Source organism: Corynebacterium cystitidis (genome assembly GCF_900187295.1).
In the GTDB taxonomy this organism is placed as follows: domain Bacteria; phylum Actinomycetota; class Actinomycetes; order Mycobacteriales; family Mycobacteriaceae; genus Corynebacterium; species Corynebacterium cystitidis.
Genome location: NZ_LT906473.1, coordinates 1,070,148 through 1,084,257, shown reverse-complemented (window position 1 = coordinate 1,084,257; position 14,110 = coordinate 1,070,148). Strand labels below are relative to the sequence as shown.

Here is a 14,110-nt window from a genome sequence, read left to right as displayed (position 1 = left end):
CCCTTATGCTTCCGAGTTGAGGAGAACGTTTCGGCCACGGCATCTCGCGGCTTGGTGAGTCCTTTGTAGAATGAATTATCATGAACGAACCCAAGCGTCGCATCCGACTCGGCATAGTCGACGAACTGCCACGCTTGGGTTCCGCTGGTTCTCGGTCCGCACTCCTTAACCAGGGTCCTGATCACGCTAATAACGGCCAAAAAGTTCTCCTCCTTCACCAGCGTGAGCGGAACCGACTCGACATTGTCCGCGTGCTTGGCACCGTAGGTGCGCTTCTGATTGGTGTTGGTGCGCTCGGTGCTGGTGCACTTCCGGTGGTGGGAAATCCTTTTAACGACCTACCTGGTGGTGCCATCATGGCCCGCATGTTGCAGGCCTCATCCGTCATCGTCCTAATCGGAGTGGCCATGCTTGTTTCGGCATGGATTCTCATGGGGCCTTTTCTTGGTGTGCGTCGCCATGCGTCCTGGGCCCCACCGGGGCTGATCATGCGTACCTTCGTTGCGTGGACTTTTCCCCTCTTGTTCACCGCGCCACTGTTCACGCAGGATATTTACTCTTACCTAGCGCAGGGCTCTATCGTCGCTGCGGGCATGGACCCGTACCAAGCTGGCCCCGTCGAACTCCTTGGTACTGAGCATCATCTGGCGCGCTCGGTGCCGTTTATCTGGGCCCATTCACCAAGCCCCTATGGGCCGGTAGCCTTGGGGATTGCCGCTGCAATCTCGCAATTGACCAATGATTCAATCTTGCTCGGAGTGCTTGCTCATCGCGCCGTGTCTCTTCTTGGCTTGTTTGGCGCTGCGTGGGCAATCAGCGCTTTGGCTCGCCGTTGCCAGGTAGCCTCGGCTACAGCGTTGTGGCTGGGAATCCTCAATCCTTTGACCATTCTTCACCTCGTTGGCGGGATCCACAATGAGTCAATTTTGCTTGGCTTTATGCTGGTCGGCATGGAAGTCGGTTTGAGGGGGATTTCGCTTCTCGACGAGCGCCCCTACCGAGCATGGGCATTCATCATCTTTTCTGGCGCACTTATTACGTGTGCGGGCTTGGTGAAAGTCACTGGGTTTATGGCCCTGGGGTTCGTCGGCATGGCCCTAGCCCGAGGCTTGGGAGGATGGTCCGGTTTGGTCAAGGCTATCGCCGTGCAAGTGTGCTTGCTGGTTGGCACAACGCTGTTGGTCTCTTGGGTGACGGGGATCGGCTATGGATGGATCACGGGTCAAGGAGGGGCTGCCACCATCCGCAGTTGGCTGTCTATCAGTACCGATGTAGGGGTCATTTTCGGGTTTATCGGCATGCTCCTTGGTCTCGGTGATCATACCGATGCGATGCTGGTTTTAACCCGAAGTGTCGGTGTTGTCATTGCGGGCGCGTTCATGGTGCGCTTGTTGTGGGCGACGTTACGTGGATCGATCCACCCGGTGGGTGGGTTGGGCGTTTCGACGTTCGTTCTGGTGCTGTTGTTCCCCGTAGTGCACCCGTGGTACATGCTATGGGCGATTATGCCGCTTGCTGCGTGGGCCAACCGAGCCTTTTTCCGCGGGGCAGTCGTTGTTTACTCCGTTGTTTTTAGCTTCATCGTCTTGCCGCGTGGCTTGTCACTACCAGCGGGAACCGTCGCCTCCATTTACATCGCAGCCTTAATCTGGTGTCTTATCCTGGGATTCCTCGCTTGGCTCTGGCTTCGGTCCCGTCGGGTTCGTAGGCTACTGTAGGACGAGTGACTACGACTTTTGACGGACCCGCTCTCCGCGTTGACAACGTGGTCAAGCGATTCGGGCCAAAAACTGCAGTTGACGGGCTGAGCTTTGTCGCTCAGCGCGGTGAAGTACTCGCCTTGCTTGGCCCGAATGGTGCTGGCAAGACTACCACTATTGAGATGTGTGAGGGATTCCAGGTTCCCACATCTGGCACAATCTCCGTCTTGGGCCTTGACCCGGTGACCCAGGGTGAGCAGGTTCGCTCACGTATTGGCATCATGTTGCAAAGTGGCGGATCTTACAACAGTATTACGGTGCGCGACATGTTAAATTTGGCCGCCAGTTATAACAAAGACCCTCACGATCCTGAATGGGTCCTCCAGCTACTCGGGTTAGAGGGGGCGAAAAAGACAACGTATAAACGTCTTTCCGGGGGACAAAAGCAGCGGCTGTCTTTCGCCTTAGCAATGATCGGCCGGCCCGACATTATCTTTCTTGATGAGCCAACTGCTGGTATGGACGCACAATCACGCTTGGCCATCTGGGACATTATTAATGCGATGCGTAACGACGGCACGACTGTCATCCTTTCAACGCACTTAATGGACGAAGCTGAGTCCTTGGCTGACCAGGTCATCATCGTCGACCACGGTCAGATCGTGGCCGAGGGCACTCCCGAAGAGCTCACCGCCAATTCTGGGGCAGAGCACCTCACGTTTGAGACCGAGGCTCCACTTGATATCTCTGCGGCATCTGCCGCAGGAGTAGCGGTTCGCTCTACCCGCCCATTGCACTACCAGCTTGAGCACTCTGCGACTCCGGATCTGATTGCTGCTGTAGCAGCGGAATCAGCCCGCCAAGGAGTGCTGATCCGCAACCTCGGGGTGCGCCATCGCAATCTTGAAGAAGTATTCCTTGATATCACTGGTAGAGAACTAAGGAGCTAGTTAATGGTGACTAATTCGATTCCTCCGGGCACCTTCACCCCGGCACCTCAGCGAGCTTCACCCTGGACTATGGTTTTAGCTCAGGGCCGCATCGAGTCGAAGCTTATGCTGCAGCATGGCGAACAGATCCTGCTGAATATCATCATCCCGGTTGTCATCCTGGTGGCTACCTCGTTTCTCCCCTTATTGGGCGATGCCACCATTAATGACATTGTTCCCATGGTTTTTGCCGTTGCCGCCACCAGTGCGGGTTTTACCGGGCAAGCAATCTCGCTTGCCTTTGATCGTCGATACGGTGCACTCAAGCGTACCGGAGCCTCGGGAGCCCCGAAATGGACGATCATCGTCGGAAAAATTCTTGGCGTTCTGGCCATGACGACGGTGCAACTGGTCATCATCAGCCTCGTGGCTTTCGCCGTCGGTTGGAGAGTAAGTCTTCCGGGGGCCATCATGGGCTACGCTGCACTGTTCATCGGCGTGTTCTGTTTTAGTTCGCTAGGGCTACTTATGGGTGGCTCGATGCGGTCGGAGATTGTCCTCGGGCTTGCCAATTTGATCTGGATGATTCTGATTGGCATCGCAGGTCTGGTGGTCTACCTGGGGATTATCGAGGCCCCTGCATTGTGGATTGTGGTTCCTACCGTAGCCCTGACCACTGCGTTGGGCGCTGCATTTCAGGGCTCCATTCACCTACTCGGCTGGGCGGTACTTGTGGGCTGGGCAATCGTCGGCACGCTCGCTGCAGTGAAGTGGTTCCGCTTCGACGAGTAATCCACTTCTATTTACTCTCCTCTGTCCGTTAAGCTGAGGTTTAAACCGCTCGTTCCTATCAAAATTTTATCGACCTACTAGAAGGACCATGACGTGTCTGTCTCTACCCAACCGGCACACGACACCCACCCCGCATATAACGGCGTGGGTCGCAGCGTTCGTTTTCAACGCATCGCCGCGCTCATCTTGCTGATCGCTCAAGGTGGCATTACGGTGACTGGTTCCCTGGTGCGTGTCACCGGCTCAGGCCTCGGCTGTGATACTTGGCCTCTCTGCCACGAGGGATCCCTTGTTCCAGTAGCCGGTGCAGCCCCATGGATTCATCAGGCCATTGAGTTTGGGAACCGGCTGCTCGCCTTGGTCTTGGCGGCGATTGCCCTGATCGTTTTCATCGCGGTGCTCCGTGCGAAACGACGCACTGAAATTGTGGTCTACGCATTCCTTTCCGGTTTTGGCATTATCATTCAGGCGATCATTGGTGGAATTTCTGTGCATCTGGACCTCCAGTGGTGGGCCGTAGCCATCCATTTCCTCCCTTCCATGGTTTTAGTGTGGATCGCGGCCTTGTTATTTATGCGCATCGCTGAGCCCGACGATGCTCCACAAGTCCAACGTTTTAGCTCCGCTGCACGTGTGTGGACTGTTCTGGCCGCTGTCGCTTTGGCGGTGGTGCTGGTCACCGGCACCATGGTTACCGGTTCCGGTCCGCACTCAGGCGATGACGGGGTGGGCATGGAGGGTCGACTCCAGCTCGACACTGAGACGCTTGCCTACCTTCATGCCGCGTGCATGTATATCTATCTTGCAGCGACCCTGATCGTGGTGTTCTTGCTATGGCGCAATAAGGCACCGCAGGATGCAAAACGCACCGCGCTAGTCTTAGTCGCAATGATTGTGGTGCAATGGGCTGTCGGCGTCGCACAGTTTTATCTCGGTGTTCCACGGTGGACGGTGCCGATTCATATCGCGATGTCTTCTGTCGTCGTTGCCTACAGTGCTTTCCTCTACGCGCACGGCCGACGTCGCCAATTCTCTAGCGACGCCACGAACACCACGCATGCTACCGATGGGGCGGATCAGCACCGCATCACCGCTTAGAAAACGCATTCTTGTTTCTGTGGTTTCTGTAGCCTGAATGGTATGAAAGCCATTCAGATCACCGAACATGGCGGCCCCGAGGTCTTGACTTACACCGACGTGGTCGAGCCAACACCTGCTGCCGACGAAGTCCTTGTTGAAGTGACGGTAGCCGGTATTAATTACATCGACACTTATTTCCGTGCGGGTATTTACCACACCGCCTTGCCGTTCATTCCAGGTTCGGAGGGGTGTGGCCGAGTGATTAAGGACCCGCAAGGCGAGATTGCCGAAGGCACAGTGGTCGCCTGGTGTGACGCACCTGGCTCTTATGCTGAGCGTGTGGTGGTACCCCGCAACCGGCTAGTTGCGGTACCTGAAAGTCTCGACCATGAAATTGCGGCATCGATGCTCCTTCAAGGCATGACCGCCCATTACCTGATTCACGGGGTGCACGACACGAAAAAGGGCGACTCGATCCTTTTGACGGCGGGAGCTGGCGGAGTCGGCCTGATCGCTACACAGATGGCGCGCGCTGCCGGTGCCCAAGTCTATTCAGTGGTATCCACCCAGGAGAAGGAAGAGCTCGCATATGCGGCGGGTGCCACGGAGGTCTTCCGCTATAGCGAAAACCTGGCGGAAGTCGTGCGTCGCCGCAACGGCGGGAAAGGTGTCGATGTTGTCCTCGACGGTGTGGGTAAGGACACCTTTAGCGAGTCTCTTGAAGCGGTCAAACCCCGCGGCTTAGTTTGCTTGTTTGGCGCCGCATCCGGTCCGGTGGACCCCATAGACCCACAGATCCTCAACTCGCATGGCTCCATCTTCCTTACTCGCCCGTCGCTAGGCGCGTATACCGCGACAGACGATGAGTTCCGCATGCGTGCGCAGGCCGTCGTTCGCGGAATTGACGATGGCGAGTTGATGTTTCGCATCGGGAAGAGTTATTCGCTTGCCGACGCTCGCCTGGCTCACGAGGAGCTGCACAGCAGAAAGACCACCGGATCGGTGGTCCTACGAGTAGCCAAGTGATGCGGAGAAGGTGTAGGTGGGGCGCTTGCCAGCAGATGGTCGTCGGTAAGCGTGCCCTTAGAAAAGGGTGAGATTCCAGCCGAGCATCTCTGAAACGGTCGTCCAACCCAGCACGGCATCAATGGATAATCCTATAAACAAGATCGCTAGATAGTTGTTCGACAAGATGAATAGCTTGAGCGGTTTCACGTTCTCGCCGGCCTTGACACCGTTATGCAGTTGGGTCGCCATAATGAGGAAAGCTGCGCCAGACAGCAGGGCGATCACAACATAAATCCATGATGTTGCAGGAATCAGCAACAACGAAGTAATCACCGTCAACCACGAGTAAATCAAGATTTGCTGGGTGGTCTTTACAGGAGACGCGATGACAGGAAGCATCGGTACTTCCGCCTTCGCATAATCATCGCGGTACTTCATGGCCAGCGCCCAGGTATGCGGTGGGGTCCAGAAGAAAATTATCATGAACAATACGACTGCCTGCCACCACTGGTCAGGGGTGCCATCACTGACATTATCGCGGATGACAGCCCAGCCCACAAGTACCGGCATACACCCGGCAGCGCCACCCCAAATCACGTTCTGCCAGGTCCGTCGCTTGAGCCACTTGGTGTATACGTAGATGTAGAACCAGTTGGTCAGCAGGATAAATACTGATGCCAACCAGGAGTTACAAACCAGCCACAACCAGAGCACACTAGCAACGAGCAAGACCCACGCAAAAACTGTGGCCTTACCCTTGGTGATTTTGGCTCGGACCAAGGGGCGAGCTCGGGTGCGCCCCATTTTCTGGTCAATGTCGTAGTCGGCGACCATATTGAAAGTGTTGGCCGCACCTGCGCCCATCCATCCGCCGAACAGTGTGGCGAGGATGAGCCACACTTCCGTTAGCGTGGGGATCCCTCGATCGGCCTGTAGCATCGCGGGAATTGCCGCAACCAAGAGGAGTTCAATGACCCGAGGCTTTGTCAGTGCAATATAGGCCTTGATCGTCTCCAAGAATTACTCCTCTATCAATTCACGCTCACCCGAAAGTGCCTTCGGGCCGACCGCCACATCCGTTTGCGGATATGCCTACGGAACTAGTCGGTTGTCCGCTGCGAAAAGTTCCCGCCAAGGGACTAACTCTTTACGACGAATGTTTTCGTCGCTCGTGTGGCACTTTTACTACCTCGGACCGATGCTACATTCAAAAGCTAGAGTTCAAGTAATCCGACACCGCGATTTCATAACTTTACCGAATCATTATCCCCTGGATTCATCGTGATTCCGTGGCTGGTTGTGGCCCTAAAAGGGTGCCAAGACAGTCTAGGGTGAATTCTTTTTTACACATAACACCAATGCAGCCGTTTTTACCAGTACAGTGGGAAGGGAAGTGATCCAACACTATCCTGCGCCCGTGGCGATGTGCTCTTGGTGAGGTGCTCACCGCATCTAACCACCGGTTGCGGAGTTTTCTACACATAAGCGAGGAAATTGTGACTCTGTCCCCTGAACTTAAGGCGATGACCGAACGTCGTTACCCAGAAAACTGGAGCGACAACGATACCCGGGCGATTGACACCGTTCGAGTGCTCGCCGCCGATGCTGTGCAGAATGTTGGCTCGGGTCACCCGGGCACCGCGATGTCGCTGGCACCCCTGGCGTACACCCTTTACCAGCGCGTGATGAACGTGGATCCAAACGATAAGGATTGGATCGGCCGTGACCGTTTCGTCCTTTCCGCTGGCCACTCATCACTCACCCAGTACATCCAGCTCTACCTCGGTGGCTTCGGTCTCGAGCTGGAGGACCTGAAGGCTCTGCGTACCTGGGGGTCCAAGACTCCAGGACACCCAGAGTACAACCACACTGACCATGTCGAGATCACCACTGGCCCGCTGGGCCAGGGCTTGGCATCTGCAGTCGGCATGGCAATGGCTGCTCGTCGTGAGCGTGGTTTGTTCGACCCAGAGGCCGCGCCTGGTGAGTCCCCATTCGACCACTACATTTACGTAGTAGCCGGTGACGGCTGCCTGCAGGAGGGTGTCACCTCCGAGGCGTCTTCGCTGGCAGGCACCCAAAAGCTGGGCAATCTAATCCTGTTCTGGGATGACAACCGCATCTCGATCGAGGATGACACTCAAATCGCCTTCACCGAAGACGTGATGAAGCGCTATGAAGCCTACGGTTGGCAAACTCTTGAGGTCGGCTCAGGCGAAGATGTCGCTGCCATCCTCGAGGCAGTTGAAGAAGCGAAGGCGGAGACCACGCGCCCAACTATTATCCGCGTCAAGACCGTCATCGGCTACCCAGCACCGACCATGATGAATACTGGTGCAGTCCACGGTGCGGCACTAGGCGAGGAAGAAGTCGCAGCAACGAAGAAGATTCTCGGGTTCGACCCTGACGTATCCTTCCCTGAGGAAGAAGAGGTACTCAACCACACCCGCAAACTGGTCGAGCGTGGCGCTGAAAAGCACGCCGAGTGGCAAAAGAAATTCGACGAGTGGGCGGAGAAAAACCCAGAGCTCAAGGCGTTGCTGGATCGTACCACTGCTCGCGAACTGCCTGAGGGCTGGGACGCAGAGTTGCCAACCTGGGACGTTGACCCGAAGGGGGTTGCAACCCGCAAGGCCTCCGAGGCAGTGCTGCAGGCACTGGGCAAAACCTTGCCAGAGCTATGGGGTGGATCCGCTGACCTTGCTGGCTCAAACAACACCATTATTAAAGGTGAGCCATCGTTCGGTCCTGAGGAAATTTCCACTGACATGTTTCAGGCCAACCCATACGGCCGTAACCTGCACTTCGGTATCCGCGAGCACGCTATGGGCGCAATCATGAATGGTATCGCACTGCATGGCCCGACCCGTGTCTACGGCGGTACCTTCCTGATCTTCTCGGAATACCTCTACCCTGCCATTCGCGTAGCTGCGCTGTCTGGTATCGACGGCTACTACGTTTTCACCCACGACTCCATCGGTCTAGGCGAGGACGGTCCGACACACCAGCCGGTCGAAACACTGGCAGCACTTCGGGCAATCCCAGACCTCACCGTGTTGCGCCCAGCAGACGCAAACGAAACCGCCGCAGCATGGGCTGCCGCGCTGGAAGCTAAGGAGCAGCCGAAGGCACTCGCACTGTCCCGCCAGAACCTGCCAGTGCTTGAAGGCACGAAGGAGAAGGCTCGCGAGGGAATCAAGCGCGGTGCATACATCTTGGTTGAATCCTCTAAGGAGACCCCGGATGTGATCCTGATGGCATCCGGCTCCGAGGTACAGTACGCAGTCGAAGCTGCGCAGGTCCTCGAAAATGAGGGTGTGGCAGCACGGGTACTGTCCGTTCCTTCCATCGATTGGTTCTTGGAGCAGGACGACGCCTACCGCAATGAACTGCTGCCACCAGAGATCGGCGCGCGCGTTTCCGTCGAAGCTGGTATTGCAATGCCATGGCACCAGTTCACGGGTTCCTTCGGCCGCAATGTGTCGATCGAGCACTTCGGCGCATCCGCACCAGGAGAAGAATTGTTCAAGCGCTTCGGATTCACTACCGACAACGTTGTGAAGGCCGCAAAGGAATCTATCGATCTCATGCGCGCTCACACCAAGTAAACGCACGATCGATCCGCATCTCACAAACAACAATCCCCGGCATATTCACCCTGAAAGGAATGAATGCTATGACCACAATCGACAAACTTGCTGAACTCGGAACCTCCACGTGGCTCGACGATCTCTCCCGCGACCGCATCAAGTCCGGCAACCTGCAGGAAATCAAGGACTCGAAGTCCATCGTGGGTGTGACCACCAACCCGGCAATCTTCGCCAAGGCAATGTCTACGGGCAATGCGTACGACGACCAGATTGCGCAACTCAAGCAACAGGGCGCAGACGTTGACACCGCCGTATACGCCATGTCGATCAAAGACGTACAGGATGCTTGCGATATCTTCGCGGATGTCTATAAGACCACCAACGGTGAAGACGGTCGCGTTTCCATCGAGGTTGACCCACGCATCTCCGCCGATGAAGAGGGCACCCTGAAACAGGCAAAGGAGCTGTGGGAAAAGGTTGATCGCGACAACGTGATGATCAAGATTCCAGCTACTGATGAATCCCTGCGTGCTGTATCTGCAGCGCTCGCTGAAGGAATCTCGGTAAACGTCACCTTGATTTTCAATGTTGAGCGCTACCAGCAGGTCATTGATGCATACAAGGAGGGCATCAAGCGCGCAGCAGACAACGGCAAGGATGTTTCCAAGATCTACTCTGTCGCTTCCTTCTTCGTGTCCCGCATGGATACTGAAGTGGACAAGCGTCTCGACGAGATCGGCACTGACGAGGCGAAGGCACTGAAGGGCAAGGCAGGAATTGCGAACGCACGCCTGGCCTACCAGCTCTTCCTAGAGGAATTCGGCAAAAATGACCTCCCAGAGGGCGCGAACAAGCAACGCCCACTGTGGGCTTCGACAGGTGTGAAGAACCCCGAATACCCAGCTGCCATGTACGTCACTGAGCTGGCGGGCCCGAACACCGTCAACACCATGCCAGAAGGCACCATCGACGCCGCTCTAGAATCTGACGCCCTCAACGGTGACACCTTAACCAACACCGAGGCCGAGTCGAAGAAGGTCTTCGAACAGCTCGAAGCTGTTGGCATTGACCTGGATGATGTTGTGCAAGTTTTGGAGCGCGAGGGCGTCGAGAAGTTCGTCGATTCCTGGCAGGAACTGCTCGACTCGATGGAGACTCAGCTTAAATAGTTCGCTGAGTTCCGTGCGGTGCGTTGGGCCTGTCTAAGGTCTGCACGCACCACCGAGTGACGTTCCTCCCCAAAGTCCCGGAGACCGACTATTCTGGCGGTGACCGGGACTTTATATTTTTAACTACTGAACTATTAACTAACGAAAGGTTCCTTGTGACTGTTAACGGCACCCAATGGGTGAACCCCTTACGCAATCCACACGACAAACGACTGCCACGAATCGCGGGCCCGTCTGGCATGGTTATCTTCGGTGTTACCGGCGATCTGGCGTATAAGAAACTCCTGCCAGCCGTCTACGACCTGGCAAACCGCGGTTTGCTTCCGGCTGGATTTACACTTGTCGGATTTGGACGACGCGATTGGTCCAAGGAAGATTTCGAGAACTATGTCCGCGGATCCGTCGAAGCCGGTGCGCGCACTAAGTTCCAGGAACACGTGTGGGAACGTCTCGCCGAAGGCATGCAGTTTGTCTCCGGCGCGTTTAACGACGATCAGGCCTTCGACAACCTGGCCAACACCCTGTCTGAAATGGATCACACTCGCGGTACCGCCGGGAACTGGGCTTTCTACCTGTCGATTCCTCCGTCAGCCTTCGCGGACGTGGTCTACCAGCTGAACCGTTCCGGCATGGCTCAAGCAGGAAAGGACTCATGGCGCCGAGTGATCATCGAGAAGCCTTTCGGTGATGACCTTGAATCTGCCAAGGAACTTAACGCGATTGTGAACAGTGTCTTCCCAGAAAAGTCGGTCTTCCGCATCGACCACTATCTCGGGAAGGAAACGGTTCAGAATATTCTGGCACTACGCTTTGCCAACCAACTCTTCGAACCACTGTGGAACGCTCATCACATTGATCACGTTCAGATCACCATGGCCGAAGACATTGGGCTGGGCGGACGTGCCGGATACTACGACGGCATTGGCGCAGCCCGCGACGTGATCCAAAACCACCTGCTGCAGTTGCTCGCTCTGGTCGCAATGGAAGAACCACTGAACTTCTCCCCCGCTTCCCTTCGCGCGGAGAAACTGAAAGTTCTGCGCGCCACGACCCCAGTCCTGCCTTTCGACGAGACTACCGCGCGGGGCCAGTACACCGAAGGCTGGCAGGGTTCTCAGCACGTGCCGGGGCTTCGCGACGAGGAAGGCTTTGACCCAGATTCCACCACGGAAACTTATGCAGCTTGTACCCTAGAAATCAATTCTCGTCGGTGGGCGGGCGTGCCGTTCTACCTGCGCACTGGTAAACGCCTCGGCCGGCGTGTGACCGAGATTGCCTTGGTATTCAAGGAAGCTCCCCACCAGCCGTTCGACGAAGAGCAGACCGGTTCGCTGGGTAACAATGCCGTGGTGATTCGTGTGCAGCCTGACGAGGGCGTGTTGATGCGCTTCGGATCAAAGGTGCCCGGATACACCATGGAGGTCCGGGACGTAAATATGGATTTCTCCTATTCTGAAGCTTTCACCGAAGAATCACCAGAGGCGTATGAGCGACTGATCCTCGACGCGCTTCTTGAGGATTCATCCCTGTTCCCCACCAACGACGAGGTGGAGCGCAGCTGGGAGATCCTTGATCCGATCATTGAACACTGGCACTCTGGTGGCCGCCCCGACGAGTATGAGGCGGGCACCTGGGGCCCACAATCGGCAGACGACATGTTGGCACGCAACGGGCACACCTGGCGTCGCCCGTAAACAGCCCTCGCGGTTGAAAGGATACTTTTCCCATGATATTGAATTTGCCCAACACCAGCACTGGTGAAATTTCGAAGACTCTCCTGGATGCGCAGGATAACTTTTCCCTGGCTACCGGCCGCGTGTTGACATTGATCGTCGTCGCGCATGCCGACGATACCCTCGACGAACTGCTCGACACAGTCCGTGATGCCTCCCACGAACACCCGTCCCGTGTGCTTGTTCTCATCAACCACGAGCGCCACGCCGAGACCAAAATTGACGCGCAAGCAATACTCGCAGCCGATGCGGGTGCGTCTGAGATGGTAGTCATGCACCTTTACGGTGAGCTGACGGAAGAACTTGCTTCCATCGTGACTCCCCTGCTTCTGCCAGACACCCCCATCGTGGCGTGGTGGCCAACGACAGCCCCAGCCCGCCCCGCTGAGCACCCGATAGGCAAGATTGCGCAACGACGCATCACCAACGCCCGCCACAACGTGTCCGGCAATGCGTTGCTGCGCCTGTCCAACGGCTACATACCAGGTGACTCAGACATGATGTGGTCGCGCATCACCCCGTGGCGTGGCATTGTCGCCTCCGCTCTGGACCGTTACCCTCACGAGGAGGTATTGTCGGCCGAAATCGTTGGGCCCGCCGACAACCCGTCTGTCGACATTGCTGCCGGCTGGCTTGCAGACCGTTTGCACGTGCCCGTCACCCGCAACTCTTTCCGCCCCGACGAAGAGGATATGAGAACTCTGTTTTCAATCCGCTCCGTAACGTTGCACCGACCTTCCGGCCCCCTCGTCGTGGAAGTGCTGGATGAGCGCACGATGCGCCTCGCCGTACCCAACCAGCCGGACTCGCTGGTGGCTGCCAATATCCGCACCGACGCTGAATGCTTGGCAGAGGAGCTACGCCACCTCGATCCGGATATCGCTTACGAACATGCTCTAAACGGCTTAGCGCACGTTAACGTCAACTACTAACCAAGGCCAGCTCACCAAAAGCTGAGCCCCTGTGCAAAGGAGTCAACTATGGTGTCTATTAACCGAGTCGCCGATCTTGAGGAACTGACCGCGACCGCTGCCGCAAACATTGTCGAAGTTGTTACTTCTATCCAGTCCTCCGCCGACGGAGGTGTGAACAAGGACGGTTACGCCCACCTGGTGCTTACAGGCGGCACCGCAGGTATCCAAACCTTGCAGAACCTCGCGGAATGCGAGGGCATCGACTGGTCCAAGGTCCACATCTATTTCGGTGATGAGCGCAACGTCCCAGTAGATCACCCTGACTCCAACGAGGGGCAAGCTCGCGCCGCGCTGCTGTCCAAAGTCGACATCCCGGCACACCATATCCACGGCTACAACCTGGGTGAGACAGACATGGACACTTCGGCGCGCGAGTACGAGGAGCTCATCACCTCTACCTCCCCGAACGGTTTTGACCTGCACTTGCTGGGCATGGGATACGAGGGACACATCAACTCACTGTTCCCCGACACCGATGCCGTACGCGAAACTGAGCGCCTTGTCATAGCCGTGACTGACTCGCCGAAACCACCGCCAGAGCGCACCACTTTGACCCTGCCCGCAATTTCGCGTGCAGAACGTGTGTGGCTGCTCATCGCGGGTGAGAACAAAGCAGAGGCCGCGTCACATGTGGCACGGCGCTCTCCCGCAGAACAGTGGCCAGCAGCAGGCGCCGAAGGCCGCAAGGAGACGGTCATGTTCCTCGCGGACAATGCTGCAGGACAGATCGACGCGAAATCTTAGAGCCCCGAAGCCCCTATTGTGGGGCAGCACGAGGCAGTAAAGTCCTCCCCACCTTGCACAGGTGGGGAGGACTTTTCGTCGTAAAGCAGGGTTTATACGTAGGCCTGAATCAAGTTCAGCCCAACGATGCACGCAATCCAAATCACGGCCATCAGCACGGTAATACGATCGAGGTTCTTTTCTACCACCGTCGAACCGGAAAGATTGGACTGGACACCTCCACCAAACAGGCTGGACAAGCCACCACCCTTACCCTTGTGGAGCAGGACGAAGACAGTCATCAAAATCGCGGAGATGACCAAAATAATCTGCAGTGCCAACGTCATGGTACGTAGTGTCCTCTTTCGTCTGGTTAGTCGAACTTTCCCAAGTCTACACCACGGGCTAAGAA

At 56.5% G+C, this 14,110-nt stretch carries 12 protein-coding genes; 10 read left to right on the top strand and 2 right to left on the bottom strand.

The annotated features are described in order from the left end of the window. Positions 1–80: 80 nt before the first annotated feature. The 5 genes from mptB (at position 81) to CKV99_RS05115 (ending at position 5,527) form a co-directional block, all read left to right on the top strand. Positions 81–1,718: a polyprenol phosphomannose-dependent alpha 1,6 mannosyltransferase MptB gene (gene mptB, locus CKV99_RS05135; protein WP_092255281.1), complete on the top strand. Its 1,638-nt coding sequence runs from the start codon at positions 81–83 to the stop codon at positions 1,716–1,718. Between the two features lie 5 nt (positions 1,719–1,723). Beyond that, a complete protein-coding gene (locus CKV99_RS05130; RefSeq protein WP_092255278.1) occupies positions 1,724–2,650 on the top strand; it encodes an ABC transporter ATP-binding protein in 927 nt (308 codons plus the stop codon). Positions 2,651–2,653: 3 nt separating this feature from the next. Further along, positions 2,654–3,421 (top strand): ABC transporter permease, encoded by a 768-nt coding sequence (locus CKV99_RS05125; protein WP_092255275.1) that lies wholly within the window; start codon positions 2,654–2,656, stop codon positions 3,419–3,421. A gap of 93 nt (positions 3,422–3,514) precedes the next feature. Further along, positions 3,515–4,519 (top strand): COX15/CtaA family protein, encoded by a 1,005-nt coding sequence (locus tag CKV99_RS05120; RefSeq protein WP_092255272.1) that lies wholly within the window; start codon positions 3,515–3,517, stop codon positions 4,517–4,519. A 42-nt stretch (positions 4,520–4,561) separates the two neighbouring features. Then, a complete protein-coding gene (locus CKV99_RS05115; RefSeq protein ID WP_092255269.1) occupies positions 4,562–5,527 on the top strand; it encodes a quinone oxidoreductase family protein in 966 nt (321 codons plus the stop codon). A gap of 57 nt (positions 5,528–5,584) precedes the next feature. Here CKV99_RS05115 and CKV99_RS05110 read toward each other — a convergent pair whose 3' ends face one another. After that, positions 5,585–6,526 carry a heme o synthase gene (locus CKV99_RS05110; RefSeq protein ID WP_092255266.1) on the bottom strand — a complete coding sequence of 314 codons (942 nt, stop codon included), beginning with the start codon at positions 6,524–6,526 and terminating at the stop codon, positions 5,585–5,587. A 506-nt stretch (positions 6,527–7,032) separates the two neighbouring features. Between CKV99_RS05110 and tkt the strand changes: the two genes are divergently transcribed. The 5 genes from tkt to pgl all read left to right on the top strand — a co-directional run bounded on the left by tkt (position 7,033) and on the right by pgl (position 13,719). Continuing rightward, positions 7,033–9,117, top strand: a complete 2,085-nt coding sequence (gene tkt, locus CKV99_RS05105; RefSeq protein ID WP_092255723.1) for a transketolase — start codon at positions 7,033–7,035, stop codon at positions 9,115–9,117. A 68-nt stretch (positions 9,118–9,185) separates the two neighbouring features. Next, a complete protein-coding gene (gene tal / locus CKV99_RS05100) occupies positions 9,186–10,268 on the top strand; it encodes a transaldolase (protein WP_092255263.1) in 1,083 nt (360 codons plus the stop codon). Positions 10,269–10,423: 155 nt separating this feature from the next. Next, positions 10,424–11,962: a glucose-6-phosphate dehydrogenase gene (zwf, locus tag CKV99_RS05095; protein WP_092255261.1), complete on the top strand. Its 1,539-nt coding sequence runs from the start codon at positions 10,424–10,426 to the stop codon at positions 11,960–11,962. A gap of 32 nt (positions 11,963–11,994) precedes the next feature. Next, entirely contained in the window at positions 11,995–12,933 is a 939-nt protein-coding gene (locus tag CKV99_RS05090; RefSeq protein ID WP_092255258.1) for a glucose-6-phosphate dehydrogenase assembly protein OpcA, read from the top strand. 48 nt (positions 12,934–12,981) lie between these two features. After that, positions 12,982–13,719 (top strand): 6-phosphogluconolactonase, encoded by a 738-nt coding sequence (pgl, locus tag CKV99_RS05085; RefSeq protein WP_092255255.1) that lies wholly within the window; start codon positions 12,982–12,984, stop codon positions 13,717–13,719. A 92-nt stretch (positions 13,720–13,811) separates the two neighbouring features. Here the strand turns inward: pgl and secG are convergent, their stop codons facing one another. Then, positions 13,812–14,045 carry a preprotein translocase subunit SecG gene (gene secG, locus CKV99_RS05080; protein ID WP_092255252.1) on the bottom strand — a complete coding sequence of 78 codons (234 nt, stop codon included), beginning with the start codon at positions 14,043–14,045 and terminating at the stop codon, positions 13,812–13,814. Positions 14,046–14,110: the final 65 nt, after the last annotated feature.